The organism is Rhizobium aethiopicum (genome assembly GCF_014197535.1).
Lineage (GTDB): Bacteria > Pseudomonadota > Alphaproteobacteria > Rhizobiales > Rhizobiaceae > Rhizobium > Rhizobium aethiopicum_A.
Genome location: NZ_JACIFV010000021.1, coordinates 1 through 20,002, shown reverse-complemented (window position 1 = coordinate 20,002; position 20,002 = coordinate 1). Strand labels below are relative to the sequence as shown.

Sequence of the window (20,002 nt, the reverse complement as noted above, 5' to 3'; positions counted from 1 at the left end):
CGACGCGGTTCCCGCTCTAGGATTCAGCTTGGCCGGAGCCGCCGGCGTGCAATTCCCGCATAGAATTCTGCGCCGTGCAGGAGGCCATCGTCGTTGAAGTCATAGGTCGGGTTATGGAGCGGCGGCGAGTGTTCGCCATTACCCAGGAAGACGAAGCAGCCCGCCACCTTTGACAGGAACTGCGCGAAATCTTCCGATCCCGTCATCAGCTTGCTTTCGATGGCGACATTCGGCTCGCCGTAGAGATCGCGCGCGACGGCAAGCGCTTCCTCCGTCAAGGCAGGGTCGTTCAGCAGAGGACGAATTCCCTAGTATAGACGACATCGGCCTTGACGTTATAGGTCGCGGCCGTGCCTTCGGCGATCACCCGCATCTGCTTTTCGATCGTCTCGCTGATCTCGGAGCTGAAGCTGCGGGCATCGCCGAGAATGCGGGCGAGGCCGGGAAGCGCATTGCGCGTGCCGTCGGTGATCAGTTCGGTGACCGAGACGACGCCGATATCGGCCGGATCGAGCCGCCTGGAGACAATGGTCTGCAGGTTGGTGACCAGCGCGCAGGCGGCGACGAGCACCTCATTGCCCCAGTGCGGCCGCGCGGCATGGCCGCCGATGCCGGTCAAGGTGATCTCGAAATTGTCCTCAGCCGACATGATCGCTTCCGGGCGCGTGCGGAAATTGCCGACGCCGAGCCCCGGCATGTTATGGATTCCGTAGATCTCGTCGAAGGGGAACCGTTCGAAGAGCCCGTCGGCCATCATCGCGAGCGCCCCTTTGCCCCATTCTTCGGCCGGCTGGAAGATGAAGCGCACGGCGCCATCGAAGCGCCTTCCTCAGCCAGTATTTTTGCCGCGCCGAGCAGCATCGTGGTGTGGCCGTCGTGGCCGCAGGCATGCATGACGCCGGGGTTTTTCGAGCGGTGCGGCAGGTCCGACTGTTCGTTGATCCTCAGCGCGTCCATGTCGGCGCGCAGAGCAATGGCGCGGTTGCCGCTGCCGCGCTTCAGTGTTCCCACGACACCGGTGCCGCCGACGCCTTCGGCGATCTCGTCGAAGCCGAATTCCCGCAGCTTGGCCGCCACGAAGGAGGATGTCCGCCGTTCCTCGAAGCCGAATTCGGGATGTTCGTGGAGATCGTGTCGCCACGCCGTCATCTCGGCATGAAGCGTGTTCCTGTCGATGCTCATTTCGGCGTTCCTTCCGTAGCGAGACGACGAACGACGTCGAGCAGGACGTTGGCGCCTGCGACGAGATCCTCGTCGGCCGTAAATTCCTTCGGATTATGGCTGATGCCGCCGGCGCTCGGGACGAAGATCATCGCCGACGGGGCAATCCTTGCGATCATCTGCGCATCGTGGCCGGCGCCCGATGTCATTCGCCGGCAGGCAAGACCCCGTTCCCGCGCAGCCTTTTCTACGAGCCGCACGATGCTCTGGTCGAATTTCACGGGCTCGAAGCGCGCAAGCCTTTCCGCGGATATGCCGACCTGCTCCTCGGTCGATAGGCTTTCCAGGAAATTAGCGAGCGCGGCCTCTTCTTCCCTGAGGCGATCCTCGTCGGGATCGCGCAGATCGACCGTGAAGATCGCCCGCGACGGGATCACATTGATCGCGTTCGGTTCGAAACTCATGCAGCCGACCGTGGCGACGGTCGGCGTGTTGGACGCTTTCGCTCGCTCCCGCAGGAAGGTGACGACCCGAGCTGCGGCATGGCCCGCATCGCGGCGCATGGAGATCGGTGTCGTCCCCGCGTGGTTGGCGTCGCCGGTGATGGTCACCCGCTGCCAGGAAATGCCTTGAAGATCTTCGACGACGCCGACCGGAATGCCCTCGCGTTCGAGGACTGGTCCCTGCTCGATATGCAGCTCGATATAGGCATGCGGCTTGAGGAAACCCGGTCGATGCTCTCCGGCATAACCGATCCGCTCGAGTTCGCGGCCTAGGATCGTTCCATCGGTGCCGATTGTGGCGAGCGCTGAATCGATATCAAGGCCGCCCACATAGACCAGCGATCCCATCATATCGGGCGCGTAGCGCACGCCTTCCTCGTTGGTGAAGGCCGCGACGGCGATCGGCCGGGATGGCGTCAGGCCCTCCGCCTTCAGTGTCTCGATGACTTCGAGCCCCGAAAGCGTGCCGTAGCAGCCGTCATAGATGCCGGCGCCGATGACGGTGTCGATGTGCGAGCCGATGAGAATAGGGGCTTCGTCTGCTACGCCACCAGCTTTCCAGATGCCGAAGATGTTGCCGATGCGATCGACGGCGACCTCGAGCCCCGCATCCCTGATCCATGCCACGAATTGGTCGCGGCCGAGCTTTTCCGTATCGGAAGCCGCCAGCCGCACGAGCCGGCCGTCGCTATCCCGGCCGATTTCGCCGAGCGTTCTGATGCGTCCGAGGAGACGCGCCGCGTCGATCGATGGGCCGGTCATGTCAAGGCTCCTTCCACGTTCTTCGCGGTGACTGCGGCGGGCGGCAGCCCGGTGATCTCTTCATATTTGCCGGGGTCCGTCGCGCCTTCCGTGTTGACGACGAAGATGCGGGAGCGGCCGTCGATCGAGAGCGCTGCCTTGATCGACGGGTCGGCTACGGCCTTGATGGCGGCTGCGAGGCCGACGCCGCCGCTTTCGCCGGCGACGATGGCGGGATCACCGGCAGCGGGACCGGCAAGGCGGTTCATGATCCCGGTCGCATCCGTCTCTTCCACCGTCATGAAGGCGTCGGCGGTGCGGGAAAGAATTCGCCACGCGACGAGGGAGGGCTCGTAGCATTCGAGCATCGCCATGACGGTCGGCTCGCCATGGGCGATCGTCACGGGATGTCCGGCACGGGCCGTCTCGAAGAGGCATGCCGCGCGGGCGGGATCGACGACGGTGAAGACGGGACGCCGCTCCCCGAGCGCGATCGCCAAATGGCCGGCGATCGCCGCGGCAATGCCGCCGACGCCGGATTGAATGAACACATGCGTCGGCGGCTCCGGCATCTGCCGGAGCGCTTCCCGGACGAGCGCGGTATAACCCTGCATCACTAGGCCGGGGATGCATTCATAGCCCGGCCAGGATGTGTCGGAAACAATAGTCCAGCCCTTCGCCTCGGCCACGCGGGCCGCCTCGCGCACGGAGTCGTCATAGGTTCCCGCAACCCGGATCATCTCGGCGTCGAAGCGGGCGATGGCGGCGACCCGCTCGTCGCTGACGCCGGAATGAACGAAGATTGCGGCCCGCGCCCCGACGAGCTGCGCTCCTTGCGCAACGGAGCGGCCATGATTGCCGTCGGTGGCGCAGGCAACGGTCATTCCGCGCGCAATGGCGCGGACTTCTTCCGAATGCAGCTCGGCCATATCGACTGCGCGTGCAAGTCGCCGCTCCGCCTCTTCGAGAACGAGGCGGATCACCGCATAGGCGCCGCCGAGCGCCTTGAAGCTTCCGAGACCGAGACGATGGCCTTCATCCTTGACGTGGATGGTGGCAACGCCGATGTCGCGCGCCAACCCCGGCAGGGCGACGAGCGGTGTTATCGCATGGTCTTCACGGAAGCCGAGGTAGTACTCCACGTCCTCGGCGGCGGCAATGCCGAGCGTGTTCTGATCGCGCGGATCAAGCGGCAGACGATAGTCGGCGGCTGTGTTCAACAGAAACATGGCAAACCTCAATTTCGTAAAGTTGCTGAACTCTATTGCATCGCCCACGGAAAAAGCGCTGATATCTGGGCGTCTGTTTGCAATTTTGTTTCGTCGGGGTCCCCATTTGAGCAAGCGCGTTCAGCCATCGCCGCTCGATGCCTTTGATCGCAAGATCCTCGCCATTCTCCAGCGGGACAATATGACCCCGCAGCGCACGATCGGCGATGCAGTGAACCTGTCCGCGCCGGCCGTTCAGCGCCGGATCAAGCGGATGCGGGAGGAAGGGGTGATCCTGGCGGACGTCTCGGTCGTCGCGCCGGAGGCAGTCGGGCAGTCCATCACGATCTTCGTCGAGGTGGAGGTGATCAGCGAAACCGCCGATCAGATCGAGCGGGCGAAGACGGAGTTCGCAGCCGCGCCGGAAATCCAGCAATGCTATTACGTCACCGGCGAAGCCGATTTCATTCTTGTGATCGTCGTGCCGTCGATGGCTGATTACGAGGCACTCACCCGGCGGCTCTTCTTCGGCAACAACAACGTCAAGCGCTTCCGCACCTTTGTTGCGATGGACCGGGTCAAAGTCGGGCTTGGCGTTCCTCTGGAGTAAGCCGCTGCGGCGGCTGGTTCGCCACCGCAGCGGTTGGTATCGGCAGATTATGCCGCGCGCTTCAGCGCATCGCCGATCGTCGAGACGATCGTGTCGATCTGGTCTTTCTCGACGATCAAAGGCGGAGAAAGCGCGATGATATCGCCGGTCACGCGGATCAGCAGGCCCTTCTTGAAGCAATCGACGAAGACGTCGTAGGCACGGGTTCCCGGTGCCCCGTCACGCGGAGCGAGTTCGATTGCGCCGACCAGTCCGAGATTGCGGATGTCGACCACACCAGGCTGGCCCTTCAGCGAATGGAGGGCGTCCTGCCAATACTCGGCCAGCTCGGATGCACGCGTCAGCAGCCCATCTTCCTCGTAGATTTCGAGGGTCGCGAGCCCCGCGGCGCAGGCGACCGGATGGCCGGAATAGGTATAGCCGTGGAAGAGTTCGATCGCATTGTCAGGTCCGACCATAAGTCCGTCATGGACCTTACGGCTGGCAAAGACCGCGCCCATGGGGATAGCGCCGTTGGTCAGGCCCTTCGCCGTTGTGACCAGATCAGGCACGACGCCAAAATAATCCACTGCGAAAGGCGTGCCGAGACGGCCGAAGCCGGTGATGACTTCATCGAAGATTAGCAGGATGCCGTGCTTGTCGGCCGTCGCGCGCAGCTTCTCCAAATATCCCTTCGGCGGCAGGATAACGCCCGCCGATCCCGCCATCGGCTCGACGATGACGGCGGCGATGGTTTCGGCGCCGTGCAACTGCACCAGGCGTTCGAGATCATCGGCCAGTTCCACGCCATGGGCGGGAAGGCCCTTGGAGAAGGCGTTGCGCTCGACGTCGAGCGTGTGGCGCATGTGGTCGGCCGGGATTTGCGGGAAGACTCGCCGATTATTGACGAGACCGCCAACGGAAATGCCGCCGAAGCCGACGCCGTGATAGCCCTTCTCGCGGCCGATGATGCGGGTGCGGGTGCCCTGACCGATCGCGCGCTGATAGGCGATGGCGATTTTCAGCGCTGTATCGACCGATTCCGAACCGGAGCCGGTGAAGAAGACCCGGTCGAGCTTGGCGTCAGCACCGCCCGGCGCATTCGCAGCCAGCTTCGCGGCGAAGTCGAAGGCGATCGGATGCCCCATCTGGAAGGTCGGGGCATAATCGAGGGTGGCAAGCTGCCGCTCGACCGCCTGGGCGATCTTCTTGCGGCCGTGGCCGACGTTGCAGCACCAGAGTCCGGCCGTGCCGTCCAGCACCCGGTTTCCATCGACGTCGGTGTAGTACATTCCTTCCGCAGCGGCCAAAAGCCGCGGCGTGGCCTTGAACTGCCGGTTCGCCGTGAATGGCATCCAGAAATTTTCGAGTACGGGCGCGTTCGTCTTGTTCAACTGATCCATTCTGGCCTCCTTAGGGATGGGTCGAGAATGGTGATTTCTCCTTTGCAAACAAGTCCTTTTCTTCGCCAGCGCAAGCTGTTGAAATATATCGGTTCAGCTGACATGTTTTAGATATTTTGAACAACGCAAACGGACCGCATCATGTCAATCGACATCGGCAGCCGCCTTCGCCATCTTCGCCTCGCCCACAAGCTTTCCCAGCGTGAGCTCGCCAAACGCACCGGCGTGCCGAACTCGACGATCTCGCTGATCGAATCGAACGCCTCCAATCCCTCGGTTGGAGCCTTGAAGCGAATTCTCGACGGCATTCCGATCGGGCTGGCGGAATTCTTCGCCTTCCAACCCGAACGTCCGAAAAAGGCTTTCTACGCGGCCGAGGAACTGGTGGAGATCGGCAAGGGTGCCATTTCCTACAAGCAGGTTGGCGAAACCCTGTTCGGGCGCAGCCTGCAGATGCTCAAGGAGTGCTACCAACCGGGCGCCGACACCGGAAAAATTCCTCTTGTCCACGAGGGAGAGGAGGGCGGGATCGTGCTCTCGGGAAGGCTCGAGGTCACGGTCGACGACGAACGGCGCGTGCTGGGCCCTGGTGACGCTTATTATTTCGAAAGCCGGCGCCCGCACCGGTTCCGCTGCGTCGGGCCGGTGGCCTGCGAGGTCATCAGCGCCTGCACGCCGCCTACCTTTTAGTTCCTGCCCTCTATGCGGGCAAGCACGCCGTCGAGCGCTCCGGTCAGCGCCGCGATGCCGCCCTTTTTCTCGAAGTCGGACAGAACCTGCTCGTTCAGCCCGCCCCTGGTCGCGAATTCGCGGCTCAGCGTGCTGAAGGGCTCAGCGCCCGGGCCGCTCGCCTTCTGCGCCAGGCTTGCGAAGAGCGGGGCAATGTAGGCATGGCCTTTCGCCCTTTCTAGGCCGCTCCTTTCCAGCCAGCCGGCAACCGTTTCCATGATCCCGAAATAGGTCGACATCATCGAACTCGCGGCCGCGAGTAGATCGTATTCCTTCCTCGACTGGCATTGGACGGCGGCACCGAGCGTGTCGAACAGCACTGCGACCGTATCGTCAGGCGGGTAGATGGCGGTGACGCCTTGGCGAGATGCGACGAAGGGCAGGGGGATCGCCTGCACGAGACGCACGTCGGCGCCGATCCAGTCGATGAGAGCCTGGCGTTCCGTCGCCGCGATGACGCTGACGACCGTCTGCCCGTCTCTGAACGACAGTTCCCGCACGACCTCCTCGGCAATCTGCGGCCGTATAGCCAGGAACACGGTGTCGCTGCGCGCGACGACATCCTGGTTATCCTCGGCAATTCTCACGGCTGCGAATTCGGCTGCCAGCGTTTCCGCAATGTGGGCGCTTCGCGGGGAGACATGAATCTCGGTGGCATAGGCCGGCCCAGCGAGAAGCCCGCGAACCATCGCCTCGGTGATCACGCCGGTTCCGACGAATCCGATGCTTTTGTCGTTCACTTGATCACTCCGCAGCTCTGAGCGGCCCTAGCGCGACATCCGTCGTGTAGTTCTCGCGCATGAAGTTGATGAAATTGTCCTGAAACTGCCGCGTATGGGCGTGGGCGAGTTCGTCGGCCAGATCCACGTTCTTGTCCCGGATGGCATTGAGCATCAGTGCATGTTCGTCAGTTAGGAGATACCCCTCATGGGTCCGCTCCAGATATTCGAAATGCAGGTGGAGCATGCGTTGGCCCTGCGACAGCAGCTTCTCGTAGAACGAGGCGAGATACTGGTTTTTTCCGGCATGGGCGATCGCCATGTGGAATTCCTTGTTGGCCTCCGACATGGCGAGGTGATTGCCTGTCTTCACCGCCGCTTCGAAGATTTTCAGCCGCTTGGCGATGATCTTCAGGTCGGCTTCGGTTCTGAGCGCGGCGGCAAGCCGCGTATTCATGCGCTGCGCGATGTCGAGTGCTTCGACATATTTGGGAAAGGTCGCGACCTCGATGGGGGCGACGATGGTGCTTCGGTTCGACAGCGTCACGACCAGTTCGTCGGCGCCGAGGCGGATCAGCGCTTCGCGCACCGGCGAACGCGACATGTCGAAACGTTCGGCCAGCGTCGTCTCGTCGAGAAGCTGACCGGGCGGCAAAGCGAGCGACAGGATCTCGTTGCGGAGCGTTTCATAGACGTTCTTCCAGCCGGTGCCGCGGATCCGTTTCACTTCCGATTCTTCAGACACTTAAGTCCCTTTCTCCAGACGCCGATCCATTGGGCCAGAAAAACAGCGTGTCGGCAATGTAATTTTTCCACTTGACTTTGTCGACACGCTGTTGACATATTTTCGTCAGTCGACACGCAGCCGACAGAAAATAATAGAAACGGCCAGAGCCGACGAGTGGAACCGCGCCTTTCTGCGCACAACAAAAAGAGGAATGCCCGATGCTTTCTTTGATAACGTCCGCCTTGCGGACGCTGCCTGCGCTCGCCTTGATGGGAGCTCTTTCCGCAACCGCCGCTGAGGCTCAGACTGCCGAGGGATATTGGCAGGGCGTGCAGAAGGCGGGTGTCCTGCGTTGCGGCGCGGCCGTCGCGCCGCCCTATGTCATGCGCGACCCGGCGACAGGCGAATATTCCGGCTTCTTTGCCGATCTCTGCAAGGAATTCGCCGACGTGCTGAAGGTGAAGCCCGAATTCGTCGATACCACCTGGGACAACATCGTCGCCGGCCTGCAGGCGGGCAAATGGGACATGTCGCTGGCGCTGAACCGCACGCCGGCGCGCGCCATGGCCGTGCAGTTCTCGGTTCCAGCGATGGAGTACCAGATCTCGCTCGCCTACAACAAAAACAACCCGAAGATTGCGCCGGGCGCCGCTTCGGTGGCCGATATCGACAAGGCGGGCGTGACGCTTGCCGTCATGTCCGGCACGGCGCAGGACAAGGCGATTTCCGCAGCGGTGAAGAACGCCACGATCATGCGTCTTCCCGGCAATGACGAGACCCGCCTGGCGGTCACCTCGAAGCGTGCCGACATCCTGGTCGACGCCTCCGACACCAATCAGCTCTTCACCCAGTCGAACCCGGACTGGGCGGTGGCGCTCAACCCGACGCCGGCGCTTGCCAAGCAGGGCGTGGCCTTCGGCCTGCCGCATCAGCTTTCGGCGGCCGATGTCGAAGTCGTCGATATCTTCCTCGAAGAGAAGGTCGCGACCGGCCATGTCGATGAGCTGATCCGCAAGGCCGTCGACGAAGTGCTCAAGGGCGCGAAGTAACCTCGCCGGGCCGGTGCGAGGAGCGCCGGCCCTCCCAGCTTCGATCAGCGGAGATTGGCATGACCACGTCCTTCAGCCTTCCCCTCGTGAAAATGCAGGCGCTCCACAAAAGCTACGGCAACGGGGCAATCCAGGTGCTGAAAGGCATCGACATCGAAATGAAGCCCGGCGAACGCGTCGTCGTCATCGGCCCCAGCGGCGGCGGCAAGAGCACGCTGCTGAGGGTGATGATGGGCCTGGAGCAAATCGACAGCGGGTCGATCAATTTCGACGGGAAGCCCTATATTTCTTCCGCCGGTGCGGCCAAGAAGACTGAGATCGACACCAATGTCCGCCGCTCGATCGGCATGGTCTTTCAGCATTACACGCTGTTTCCGCATCTGAACGTCACCCAGAATCTGATCCTCGCCCCCTGCAAGGTGCGCGGAGAAGCCAAGACAAAGGCGACGGATCGCGCCCAGGCGCTGCTCGAGCGCTTCGGGCTCGGCGCCAAGTCCAAGGCCTATCCGGCGCAGCTTTCCGGCGGCCAAAAGCAGCGCGTGGCCATTGCCCGCGCATTGATGCTCGACCCGAAGCTGATGCTGTTCGACGAAGTCACCTCGGCTCTCGACCCCGAGCTCGTCAGCGAGGTGGAGCAGGTCATCCTGCAGCTCGCCGCCCAGGACATGCCGATGATGATCGTGACCCATGACATGTGGTTCGCCAAGAACATCGCCTCCCGGGTGATCTTCTGCGCCGGCGGCGTGGTGGTCGAGGACGGGCCTCCCGAACAGGTGCTCGCCGCGCCGCGCGAGGAGCGCACCAAGGAATTCATCGACCGCGTCTTCCACATCAAGCAGTAGGGAGGGCATGCCGTGAACTACACGTTCGACTTCAACGCAGTCACCCTTGCTCCGCTTCTTCAGGGCCTGTGGGTTTCACTGCAGCTGACGGCGGCGGCGAATGTCATCGGCATCGTCTTCGGCTTCGCGCTCGCTCTGCTGATCATGAGTCCCTATCGGGTCCTGCGGCTGCCCTTCATGCTGTTCGTCGAATTCTTCCGCTGCACGCCTGCCATCGTCCAGATCGTCTGGATCTTCTACTGCGTGCCGATGCTGTTCGACGTCTTCCTCGATCCGATGACGATGGGCATCATGGCGCTCGGGCTCAATCTCATGGCGTTCAACGCCGAGGCCTACCGCGCCTCGATCCAGGCGGTGCCGCGCGAACAGCTCGATGCCGGCATCGCGCTCGGCCTCAACCCGCTCCAGCGCGTGCTCTACATCATCTTCCCGACGGCCTTCCGCGCCTCGATCCCGGTGCTCCTGACCAACGGCATCGTCATCTTCCAGCAGAGCGCGCTCGTTGCGATCGTGGCGATCCAGGACTTGATGTATCAGGGCAAGACGCTCGCCACCGAGACCTACAGGCCGATCGAGACCTTTACGGTCGTGGCTCTCATCTATTTCGCCGTGTCCTTCCCGATAACCCAGATCGTCGGCCTGCTCGAACGCCGCCGCCAGATCCTCGTCAGCTAGGAGGCCAGGATGATGACGCTCGACTTCTCGATCCTGCTGCGTTTCGAAAATGCGCTTCTGCTCGGCCTCTGGATGACGATCAAGCTGACGGTCATCTGCATCGTGCTCGGATGTTCCCTCGGCTTCCTCGTCGGCCTGGCCAGAACGTCGCGCAACCCAGCGCTTCGCGCGATCTCCGGCATCTATGTCGAATTCTTCCGCGGCACGCCGGTTCTCATCCAGCTTTTCTGGATCTTCTTCTGCCTGCCGCTGCTGCTCGGCGTCGAGCTCTCGAATTTTGCGTCCGGCGTGATCGCGCTGACGCTTTACATGGGCGCGATCACCAGCGAGACCTTCCGGGCAAGCCTCAAGTCGATCGGCCGGGAGCAGCTGGACGCCTGCGTTGCGCTTGGCCTGCCGAACAGGGTCCAGGTCGTCAACGTCGTGCTGCCGCAGGCGGTGCTGCGGGCCATTCCGACGCTCTTGTCGAACTGCGTCAGCCTCTTCAAGGAGAGTGCCCTGGTCTCGGCCGTCGGCATGGCGGACCTGATGTTCGTCGGCCAGAACATCTCCAACAACACGGCCCGTCCCGTCGAAGTGCTGACGGTCGTCGCCCTCATCTACTTCATCATCGCTTTCCCCCTCACGCGGGCCGTTTCCCTCATCGAGGGACGTATCCTCAAGAAGCTCGCAATCTAGAAACAGCCGTTCCCAGGACAGGAGACATCCCATGAAACTTTCCGGCGTCATGCCCGCGCTCATCACTCCCTTCGATGTCAACAATAGGATCGACTTCAAGGCGTTCGAAAGACTTCTGATCCATCTGCGCGAGGCAGGCGTGACCGGCTGGGTTCCGAACGGATCGACCGGAGAATATTTCAGCCAATCCAGGGAAGAGCGCCGTGATGTGCTGCAGTTCGTCAAGGACTTTGCCAGGCCGGGCGAGATTCTGATCGCAGGCACCAATGCGCCCGCCACCCGCGAGGTGATCGAGCAGACGGCGCTGGCGAGAGACATCGGCTATGACACTGTCCTGCTGGCGCCGCCATTCTACACCCGCCCGACACAAGCCGAGCTCATCAAGCACTATGAAGCCGTCCTCGGCGCCGTCGATGTGAACCTCGTCCTCTATTCCTATCCGGCCAAGGATGGTGCCGACATCAGCTTCGAGCTTTTGGATCACTTTGCCGACAATCGGCGCGTCATCGGGATCAAGGAAAGCTCGGGCGTGTTGCAGCGGGCGATCGAAATCGCCAGGCGTTATGAGGGCAAGATTCAGCTCGTCAGCGGTTCCGACGACATCGCGCTCGACTTCATGTTCTGGGGCGCTGCAAGCTGGATCTGCGGGCCGTCGAACTGCATGGCCAAGGCCTGCTGTGATCTCGACCGCACATTCAAGGCAGGCGATCTGAACAAGGCGCGCGAACAGATGAAAACGCTCTACCGGGCGATGAACATCCTCGAAAGCGGTAAGTTCGTGCAGAAGATCAAGTATGGCTGCGAACTTCAGGGCCTGCCGGTCGGGCAGTGCCGTGCGCCGCTCGGCGAGTTGACGGCCGAGGAAAAGGCCGAGTTCCGGGCGGCTATGGAGCCGATCCTCAACTGGTAACGAATAACCGGTCCGGGGCGAGCAAACCGCCTCGGCCCCACCTGAAATTGCGAGGTTCTTCGTGTCATCCATCGTAGTCGTCGGCGCCGGCATCATCGGCGTCACCATCGCTTATGAACTCCAGCGCCGCGGCCTTGCCGTGACGCTCGTCGACCGCGATGCGCCGGGCAAGGGCGCCTCCTACGGCAATATGGCAAGCATCGCCGTCACCGAATTCATGCCGGCTTCGCGTCCGGGCATCTGGGCGCGGATGCCGAAATGGCTGCTCGATCCGGAGGGACCGGTGCGTGTCCGGCCCGGTTACATGCCGAAACTGGTGCCGTGGTTTCTGAGGTTCCTGGCGGCGAGCCGCCCCTCGAAGCTGCGGGAGCTGGAGGCCGCCGGCGCCGTTCTCTGCCGGCGCGTCTGTGAAGACCTCGACGCACTGCTGAAGCAGACCGGCCTGACGCACATGCTGACGGCCGAGGGATGCCTCAGCCTCTATGCCGATGAGGCCGAGTTCAAGGCGGATCGGGAACATATCGAAATCCTGGAGCGCTTTGGCTTCCGGCACGAAATCCTCGGCGGCAACGCCATTCGCGATCTCGAGCCCGCTCTGACGACGAAGATCGGCAAGGCGGTGCTCTTTCCCGACAACCGGTCGATATCCGATCCCTACAAACTCGTCATAGCTCTCTTCGAAAGGTTCGAGGCGTTTGGCGGCAGGATCGTGCGAGGTAACGTCGTCGGCTTCGAGCAGAGCGAGGCCGGTGTCTCCGCCCTTCGCCTGGAGGACGGGCGAAGGGTCGCGGCGGGGAAGGTCGTGCTCGCGGCCGGTGCCTTCACCGCCCGGCTTTCCGCCCTGCTGCGCGAGCATATTCCGCTCGAAACCGAGCGCGGTTACCACACGCAGATCATGGAGCCCGGCATTTCGATGCGCCATTCGATCATCTGGCCGGCGCGCGCCTTCATGGTGACGCCGACCGCGGGCGGCATCCGCGTCGGCGGCACGGTCGAGATGGCCGGCCTCGATGAGCCTGCGGATTATCGGCGCGCGAAGATCCTGGTGAAGCGAGCGCGGGAGGCATTGCCGGAGCTGAAGACCGGAGGAGCGACGGAGTGGATGGGGCATCGCCCGGCGCTGCCCGACACCGTGCCGGTCATGGGGCCGTCCGCCAAGCGCCGCAACGTCTGGTACGCGACGGGCCATGGACATCTCGGCCTCACCTATGCGGCCACAACAGGCCGGCTGATGGCCGATCTCATCACGGGCGTAGAGCCGCCCGTGGCCATGAAACCCTATCGCGTCGACCGCTTCTGAGCGGATCGGCGCAAGGCGAAAGGAAGTGAACATGCGAAGCGAACTTTATATCGACGGACAATGGGTGAAGCCGGTCAAGGGCGGCACCTGCACGGTGACCAATCCGGCGACGGAAGAAGTGATCCAGACGATCGGCGCAGCGACCGCTGAAGATGTTGATCTCGCCGTCAAGGCGGCACGCCGCGCCTTCGACAAGGACGGGTGGCCGAAGCTGACAGGCGCCCAGCGCGCGCGATATCTCCGCGCCATCGCGGACGGCATCCGCGCCCGCCAGGCTGAGATCGCTCGCCTCGAAGTTCTCGACAACGGCAAGCCGTTCCCCGAGGCGGACTGGGACGTTGCCGACGCGGCGGGCTGCTTCGATTTCTATGCGGGCCTTGCCGAACAGCTCGACAACAATCTCGAGGAGAAGATCGCGCTTCCCGATCAGCGGTTCACCTCCAAAGCGGTGCGCGAGCCGCTTGGCGTCGCCGGCGCGATCATTCCCTGGAATTATCCGCTGCTGATGGCTGCCTGGAAGGTTGCCCCGGCGCTCGCCGCCGGCTGCACCGTCGTGCTGAAGCCTGCCGAACTGACATCGCTGACGGCGCTCGAACTTGCGGCGATTGCCGACGAAGCTGGGCTCCCACCCGGCGTGCTCAACATTCTGACGGGCGCCGGATCGGTCGCCGGGCAGGCAATCATAGATCATAAAGAAGTCGACAAGCTCGCCTTTACCGGCTCCGGACCGGTCGGCTCTAAAATCATGGCTGCCGCCGCTCGCGACATCAAGCGTGTCAGCCTGGAACTCGGCGGCAAGTCGCCCTTCGTCGTCTTCGAGGACGCCGATGTCGACGCGGCGGTCGAATGGATCATGTTCGGCATCTTCTGGAACCAGGGCCAAGTCTGCTCGGCGACGTCAAGGGTCCTCGTGCAGGACAGCATCTACGAACGGCTGCTTGCGCGCCTTGTCGAGGAAACGAAAAAGATCAAGATCGGCAACGGTCTGGACGAGGGCGTGCTCCTCGGGCCGCTGGTTTCAAAACGTCAGCATGAGCAGGTCGTTGCAGCAATCGAAGCGGCAAGGCAGGCAGGTGCCACAATTGCTTGCGGCGGAGCGCGCCCTGAAGGGTTCGTGAAGGGCTATTACCTCCAGCCGACCATTCTGACTGACGTTCCGCTCGACAGCGCCGCCTGGGTGGAGGAGATTTTTGGGCCTGTCGTCTGCATCCGACCGTTCAAGACCGAAGAGGAGGCGATCGAGCTCGCCAATGATTCCCGCTTCGGCCTTGCTGCCGCCGTCATGTCGAAGGATGACGTCAAGGCCGAGCGCGTTGCGGCCGCCTTCCGCGCCGGCATCGTCTGGATCAACTGCTCGCAGCCGACTTTCACCGAAGCGCCCTGGGGCGGCTACAAGGAATCCGGTATCGGCCGCGAACTCGGCCGCTGGGGCCTCGACAATTATCTCGAGACGAAGCAGATCACCCGCTTCGTCGGCGAAGATCCGTGGGGCTGGTACATCAAACCGGAGGTGGCCGAATGAATTGGGACCGCAGCCTCGAACTGCTACAGGTCCACTGCCAAGGCGAGATCGGCAAGGTCATCCTGTCAGGAGCGCCTGAGATACCCGGCGCGACCATGCTCGACAAGATGAACCACATTAACAGGGTCGACGACAGCCTGCGCCGCTTCGTGACCTTCGAGCCGCGCGCCAATGTCGCCATGTCGGTGAACCTGCTGGTGGTGCCGACGCGCGTCGATGCCGATGCCGGCTTCATCGTCCTTCAGGCCGACCGCGCTCATCCGATGTCCGGCAGCAACTGCATCTGCGTCGTCACCGCGCTTCTCGAAAGCGGCCGGGTGGCGATGTCGGAGCCGGAAACGTTGGTGCGTCTCGACACACCCGCCGGCCTCATCGTCGCGCGCGCCGCCTGTCGCGATGGGCGCTGCCTGTCCGTCAGCCTCGACAACGTGCCGAGTTTTGCCGAAGTGCTGGACCGGGAGGTGGAGACGCCGAAATGGGGGCGCATCAAGATCGACGTCGCCTTCGGTGGCGTCTATTATGCGCTCGTCGACATCGATCAGCTCGGCCTCGACATAACGCCGGCCAATGCCCGGCAGCTGGCGGAAGCCGGGATCGAGCTCAAGTCGCTGCTCGCAGGTCAGGTTTCGGTTGCCCATCCGGTGCTGAGCGGCGTCGATGAGATCGCTTACGTGATGTTCCGCAGTCGCGAAGCCGATGGCGCGGTAAGGACCTGCACGACGCTGCAGCCCGGCCGCGTCGACCGCTCGCCCTGCGGAACCGGCAGTTCGGCAAATCTTGCGACGCTCTACGCCCGCGGCGAGGTCGCGGTCGGCGACCGCAGGACGTCGCGATCGATCATCGGCGGCGAGTTTCTCGCCGAGGCGATCGGCGAGGCCGAGGTCGGCGGTCGCCGCGCCGTGCTGCCGAGAATATCAGGCCGGGCCTTCGTCTATGGCCGTGAACAGCTTCGCATCTCCGACGACGACCCCTTCGCCTCGGGATTCGCCCTGTCCGACACCTGGGGTCCCCAGGTCGGTTTACTCGGTTAGGAGCCGGCATGTCTCATGCTCAACCACTCGCCGGCCAAACAGTGCTCGTGACGGGCTCATCGGGCGGGATCGGCGCCTCCATCGCCGAGCGCCTGTCTGCCGAAGGGGCACGGCCGATCATCCATTACGGGCGCGATGGCCGAGGGGCGGAAGCCCTGTTGGGCAAGCTCGGTGGGAACGGCTTGATCGTTCAGGCCGACCTTTCCAGTCCCGACGGCGCCTTCACGCTATGGCGCGATGCGCTCGCGGCGGCGGGGCGCATTGATGCCGTTGCCAACAATGCCGGCATCCGCACAGAAATTTCGGTTGACGCCGATCCCGCCGATTGGCGGGCCGCCTGGCAGAAGGAGTTTCAGGTGAATTTCTTCGCCGCGGCCGATCTCTGCAAGGAAGCCCTCGTGCATTTCCGGCAGAATGGCGGCGGGCGGATTATCAACATGGCCAGCCGAGCCGGCCAGCGCGGTTATACCGCCGACGCCATGCCCTATGGCGCGACCAAGGCGGCGCTAATCAATCTGACCAAGTCGATCGCGAGGAGCTTCGGGCGCGACGGCGTCATCGCCGTCGCCATCGCGCCAGGATGGGTGCGCACTGACATGGCCGAGGATTTCGTGGCCAAGTACGGAAAGGAAGCGGCGGTCGGTGACATCCCGATCGGCGAAATGGCCGAGACGGAGGAGATCGCCGAGCTGGTGGCCTTCCTGCTTCGCCCGTCGCAGGCCTCGGTCAACGGGGCGACATTCGACGTCAATGGCGGCAGCTACATTAGATAGGAGATCTGGTATGAAAAGATTCCATGGCAAGGTCGCGGTCGTCACGGGCGGAGGCGGGGGCATAGGCTCGGCCATATCGAGAAGGCTCGCCGATGAGGGCGCCTTGGTGGTGGTGACGGATGCCAACGCGCAAGCAGCGGCCGAAGTCGCCTCGCTGATCGAGGACGCAGGCGGATCGGCGGCCGCCATCTTGGCCGACATCTCCCGGAAGTCCGACTGCTTCGAGCTGATCGAGAAGACCTTTGCGATCAAGGGACGGCTTGATGTGCTGGTCAACAATGCCGGCATCAACCGGCGCGGAAACCTGCTGTCGCTCTCGGACGAGGATTGGCAGGCGAGCTTCGCCGTCAATCTCGATTCGATGTTCCATCTCTGCCGGGCGGCGTTGCCGCATATGATTGAGGCAGGCGGCGGCGCGATCGTCAACACGGCCTCGCAATGGGGTCTCTATCCCGCGCCGAACCATATCGCCTACAATACGACGAAGGCGGCCGTCGCCGCCTTCACTCAGAACCTCGCCCGCGACTATGCGCCCGACAAGATCCGCGTCAATGCCGTCTGCCCCGGCGAAATCCACACGCCGATGCTGGAGGCCGGCGTCAAGCGCTCCGGCCGGACGATTGCCGATCTCGACATGCTCGTCCCCTTCGGCCGCATCGGCAAGCCGGAGGAGGTGGCCGCACTCGTCGCCTTTCTGGCATCGGATGAAGCGGCATTTATGTGCGGATCGCTCGTGGAAATCACCGGCGCACAAGCGGTGGCATAAAATCGGGCGGCCTTGAGGAAAGAGATCGTCTACGATATCCCAAGCAGAATCTCCGTCTCGGAAACAAGGAGCTGGGAAATGCCTTTCAGTACCGAACAGGTGACCGATCTCGGGAAGGCGCCCACGGCCTCGGATGTGATCCTGAAATTCCTCCGCGATTCGATCGCGGATGGCTCGCTTAATGAAGGCGAACCGATCCGGCAGGACGATGTCGCCCGGCTGTTCAATGTCAGCAAGATCCCCGTCCGCGAGGCGCTCAAACGGCTCGAAGCCGAAGGCCTGGTAGAGTTCCATCGCAACAAGGGCGCGGTCGTCACCAGCCTTTCCGAACCCGAGATTGCTCAAATCTTCGAGGTGCGCGCGATCCTGGAAACGAATGCCATCAAGCTCTCGGTTCCACACATGACGCAGGAGACTTTCAGCGAGGCGCTTGCCTATTGCGATGCTTTCGCTGGGGAAACCGACGTCGCCCGCTGGTCGGAACTGAACTGGCGGTTTCATAGCCGCCTTTACGAGGATGCTCGCCGGCCCTTCCTCGTCAGCACGATCCGTTCGGTGAACGACCGGCTGGAACGATATCTCCGGGTGCAATTGACCCTATCGCACGGCCAGCAGACGGCGGACCGCGAACATCGGCAAATCGTCGAAGCCTGCCGGGAGCGGGATGAGGACAAGGCAGCAGAGCTGGTCTATGGTCACATCATGAGCGCGTGCCAATCGCTGCTCGAACATCTGCCCGGGAAAAGGTCCGTTTAGCCGTCAGCCTCCGCTATCTTCGTGATGGCTTCAAACACGGCGCGGGATATTTTCAGCCCTTCCGATGCAGGCCTCGGATATTCGATGCCGCTGACGCCGGGTACGAAGACGCCGTGGCGTTGCAGGCGGTCGGCCTGCTGGTGCGCGCGTTCGACAAGGCCGTCGTGACCCGGCATTATCGCGACAATCGTCAACCCGACAGCGGGGCTGGCGCTCCCCGATCGGAAAGACGGCGTATCCAATGACCAGGGGCCGCCGGACAGGCCAGCCGACAGCATTTCCACCATCAGCGCCACATTGGCGCCCTTGCGCCCGCCGAAGGGAAGGAGGGCTCCGCCGAGCGCCCTTGCGGCATCTTGGGTTTCCTGTCCCGCTTCATCGACGGCCCATCCCGCCGGGATGCTGCGTCCCTCGGCCGCCGCCGCGACGACGTTGACATAGGCGGTCGCACTCGACGCCTGGTCGATGAGGAGCGGCGGCGATCCTTCGCCGAGCGGAAAGCCGAAGGCCATCGGGTTGGTGCTGTAGACGGCCGGGCCGCCCGCTTTGGCGACCACCATGGCATTGGCATTGGTCGCGGCGATGCCGACGATCCCTTCGCCGGCAAGACGGCGAACGTAATAGCCGAGTTCTCCCGTGGTATAGCTGTTCGTTTGCGTGAAGACCGCGGCCCCGAGCGAACGCACCGCTTCGACCAGATCCTCGAAGGCAAGATCGAAACCGAGCTGTGCTATCCCCCGATCGGCGTCCGCGGCGAAGAAGGCGGGATAAGGACGCTCGCAGGTAGGAGCGGGATCGCGATTGATGCGGCCCTCACGGAAGCTGTCGAGGTAATCGACGAAATGCGGGAACCCGACGGCCGGAGGTCCATAAAGCGCGGCGGACAAGGTGGCGTCCACGAGGGAACGGGCGGTGGCTTGGCTGGCGCCTGCCGCGAGGCAAGCGCGCATCGCCAAGCTCTCGGCTTCCGCCAGATCGAATACGACCTCATCCGACATTTTGTATCTTCTCCTGTGTCTCTCCTGGCCAAGCGGCCGTTCTGAGGCTTCTTTAGCAAACGTGGTGGCGCGCTGACAGACAAAATGTACAGCTATGTCTATTTTTCGCCTTTCCCGGTTGACGGGCCTGTGTTTTCAGATATCGTATACGATATTACAAAGCAATACCGTATCCGGCGCGTTACAGAAAAAGCGGAAGGCCAGGCATTGCTCCCATGAAAACGAACACGCAACTCACCAGAGGAGGAAGCAGAAATGGGATTCAAGAGAACGATTCATGCGGTCGAAACCCACGCCGGCACGCCGATGCGCGTGATAACGGGAGGCGTTCCGCACATTCCCGGAAACTCCGTCTATGAGAAGATGAAATGGCTGGAGAGCAATGACGATCAGCTGCGCAAGCTAATGCTGCGCGAACCGCGCGGCTATCCTGCCCATTGCTGCAACATCATCGTGCCACCCTCTCATCCCGAAGCCGATGCCGGCTATGTGATCATGGAGCAGGTCGAATATCCGATGATGTCCGGCGGCAACACCATCTCCGTGGTGACGGTCCTCTTGGAAATGGGCATGCTTTCGATGAAGGAGCCCGCCACCGAACTGGTCCTCGAGGCGCCTGCCGGCCTTATTCGCATCAAGGCCGAATGCAAGGACGGCAAGGTCAAAAGCGTGACCTTCAAGAACGTGCCGGCATTCGCCGCCCATCTCGATGCCGTCATCGACGTGCCGCATCTTGGAAAGGTCACCGTCGATGTCGGCTGGGGCGGCATGTTCTATGTCATCGCCGATGTCAGGCAGTTCAAGGGCCTTGAACTGATCCCGGCACATGCAGGGCTGTCCGGGGAAAGTTCTGGGTGAATCGAAATGCCGCAGGCGCATGCCCCGTCAGACGGAGGTTTTCCGTCTATTTTCTGGTTGTCGA

20 protein-coding genes and 1 pseudogene are annotated in these 20,002 nt (G+C 62.7%); 14 read left to right on the top strand and 7 right to left on the bottom strand.

Features of this window, described 5'->3' with window-relative positions; translation table 11 throughout:
- Positions 1-23 precede the first annotated feature (23 nt).
- The 3 genes and pseudogenes from GGD53_RS23360 to GGD53_RS23350 form a co-directional block, all read right to left on the bottom strand.
- Positions 24-1,182, bottom strand: a pseudogene (locus GGD53_RS23360) (M20 aminoacylase family protein).
- Entirely contained in the window at positions 1,179-2,426 is a 1,248-nt protein-coding gene (locus GGD53_RS23355) for a Zn-dependent hydrolase (protein WP_184459152.1), read from the bottom strand. Before GGD53_RS23355 ends, GGD53_RS23360 begins: the two are co-directional and overlap by 4 nt.
- Positions 2,423-3,634, bottom strand: a complete 1,212-nt coding sequence (locus GGD53_RS23350) for a diaminopropionate ammonia-lyase (protein WP_184459151.1) — start codon at positions 3,632-3,634, stop codon at positions 2,423-2,425. The genes GGD53_RS23355 and GGD53_RS23350 overlap by 4 nt, the downstream gene beginning before the upstream one ends.
- 106 nt (positions 3,635-3,740) lie before the next feature.
- Between GGD53_RS23350 and GGD53_RS23345 the strand changes: the two genes are divergently transcribed.
- Positions 3,741-4,223 carry an Lrp/AsnC family transcriptional regulator gene (locus GGD53_RS23345; protein ID WP_210303323.1) on the top strand — a complete coding sequence of 161 codons (483 nt, stop codon included), beginning with the start codon at positions 3,741-3,743 and terminating at the stop codon, positions 4,221-4,223.
- Between the two features lie 47 nt (positions 4,224-4,270).
- On the opposite strand, the gene GGD53_RS23340 is transcribed toward GGD53_RS23345, so the two are convergent.
- Positions 4,271-5,605 carry an aspartate aminotransferase family protein gene (locus tag GGD53_RS23340; RefSeq protein ID WP_184459149.1) on the bottom strand — a complete coding sequence of 445 codons (1,335 nt, stop codon included), beginning with the start codon at positions 5,603-5,605 and terminating at the stop codon, positions 4,271-4,273.
- Positions 5,606-5,746: 141 nt separating this feature from the next.
- Between GGD53_RS23340 and GGD53_RS23335 the strand changes: the two genes are divergently transcribed.
- Entirely contained in the window at positions 5,747-6,295 is a 549-nt protein-coding gene (locus GGD53_RS23335) for a cupin domain-containing protein (protein ID WP_184459148.1), read from the top strand.
- Here the strand turns inward: GGD53_RS23335 and GGD53_RS23330 are convergent.
- Both GGD53_RS23330 and GGD53_RS23325 read right to left on the bottom strand, forming a co-directional pair.
- A complete protein-coding gene (locus GGD53_RS23330; protein ID WP_184459147.1) occupies positions 6,292-7,074 on the bottom strand; it encodes a pyrroline-5-carboxylate reductase in 783 nt (260 codons plus the stop codon). The two genes, GGD53_RS23335 and GGD53_RS23330, sit on opposite strands and share 4 nt — an antisense overlap.
- A 4-nt stretch (positions 7,075-7,078) precedes the next feature.
- Positions 7,079-7,798 (bottom strand): FCD domain-containing protein, encoded by a 720-nt coding sequence (locus GGD53_RS23325; RefSeq protein ID WP_184459146.1) that lies wholly within the window; start codon positions 7,796-7,798, stop codon positions 7,079-7,081.
- Between the two features lie 200 nt (positions 7,799-7,998).
- Between GGD53_RS23325 and GGD53_RS23320 the strand changes: the two genes are divergently transcribed.
- From GGD53_RS23320 to GGD53_RS23270, 11 genes are all read left to right on the top strand, one after another.
- Positions 7,999-8,829: a substrate-binding periplasmic protein gene (locus GGD53_RS23320; RefSeq protein WP_184459145.1), complete on the top strand. Its 831-nt coding sequence runs from the start codon at positions 7,999-8,001 to the stop codon at positions 8,827-8,829.
- 59 nt (positions 8,830-8,888) lie between these two features.
- Positions 8,889-9,671 (top strand): amino acid ABC transporter ATP-binding protein, encoded by a 783-nt coding sequence (locus GGD53_RS23315; RefSeq protein WP_184459144.1) that lies wholly within the window; start codon positions 8,889-8,891, stop codon positions 9,669-9,671.
- A 12-nt stretch (positions 9,672-9,683) separates the two neighbouring features.
- Positions 9,684-10,346: an amino acid ABC transporter permease gene (locus GGD53_RS23310; RefSeq protein WP_184459143.1), complete on the top strand. Its 663-nt coding sequence runs from the start codon at positions 9,684-9,686 to the stop codon at positions 10,344-10,346.
- Between the two features lie 12 nt (positions 10,347-10,358).
- Positions 10,359-11,024, top strand: a complete 666-nt coding sequence (locus GGD53_RS23305) for an amino acid ABC transporter permease (RefSeq protein WP_432443139.1) — start codon at positions 10,359-10,361, stop codon at positions 11,022-11,024.
- A 31-nt stretch (positions 11,025-11,055) separates the two neighbouring features.
- The gene (locus GGD53_RS23300; protein ID WP_184459141.1) at positions 11,056-11,934 is read left to right on the top strand and encodes a dihydrodipicolinate synthase family protein; all 879 of its coding nucleotides are present in this window, start codon (positions 11,056-11,058) and stop codon (positions 11,932-11,934) included.
- A 61-nt stretch (positions 11,935-11,995) separates the two neighbouring features.
- Positions 11,996-13,234 carry an FAD-dependent oxidoreductase gene (locus tag GGD53_RS23295; protein WP_184459140.1) on the top strand — a complete coding sequence of 413 codons (1,239 nt, stop codon included), beginning with the start codon at positions 11,996-11,998 and terminating at the stop codon, positions 13,232-13,234.
- Between the two features lie 31 nt (positions 13,235-13,265).
- Positions 13,266-14,756: an aldehyde dehydrogenase family protein gene (locus GGD53_RS23290; protein ID WP_184459139.1), complete on the top strand. Its 1,491-nt coding sequence runs from the start codon at positions 13,266-13,268 to the stop codon at positions 14,754-14,756.
- Positions 14,753-15,787: a proline racemase family protein gene (locus GGD53_RS23285; protein ID WP_184459138.1), complete on the top strand. Its 1,035-nt coding sequence runs from the start codon at positions 14,753-14,755 to the stop codon at positions 15,785-15,787. Before GGD53_RS23290 ends, GGD53_RS23285 begins: the two co-directional genes overlap by 4 nt.
- A gap of 8 nt (positions 15,788-15,795) precedes the next feature.
- A complete protein-coding gene (locus GGD53_RS23280; RefSeq protein ID WP_184459137.1) occupies positions 15,796-16,560 on the top strand; it encodes an SDR family NAD(P)-dependent oxidoreductase in 765 nt (254 codons plus the stop codon).
- Between the two features lie 10 nt (positions 16,561-16,570).
- Positions 16,571-17,326: an SDR family NAD(P)-dependent oxidoreductase gene (locus GGD53_RS23275; RefSeq protein WP_184459136.1), complete on the top strand. Its 756-nt coding sequence runs from the start codon at positions 16,571-16,573 to the stop codon at positions 17,324-17,326.
- 78 nt (positions 17,327-17,404) lie between these two features.
- Positions 17,405-18,082 carry a GntR family transcriptional regulator gene (locus GGD53_RS23270; protein WP_184459135.1) on the top strand — a complete coding sequence of 226 codons (678 nt, stop codon included), beginning with the start codon at positions 17,405-17,407 and terminating at the stop codon, positions 18,080-18,082.
- Here GGD53_RS23270 and GGD53_RS23265 read toward each other — a convergent pair.
- Positions 18,079-19,080: an Ldh family oxidoreductase gene (locus GGD53_RS23265; RefSeq protein ID WP_184459134.1), complete on the bottom strand. Its 1,002-nt coding sequence runs from the start codon at positions 19,078-19,080 to the stop codon at positions 18,079-18,081. The two genes, GGD53_RS23270 and GGD53_RS23265, sit on opposite strands and share 4 nt — an antisense overlap.
- A gap of 255 nt (positions 19,081-19,335) precedes the next feature.
- Between GGD53_RS23265 and GGD53_RS23260 the strand changes: the two genes are divergently transcribed.
- On the top strand, positions 19,336-19,938 hold the full coding sequence (locus GGD53_RS23260; RefSeq protein ID WP_246717864.1) for a proline racemase family protein: 603 nt from the start codon (positions 19,336-19,338) through the stop codon (positions 19,936-19,938).
- Positions 19,939-20,002 lie beyond the last annotated feature (64 nt).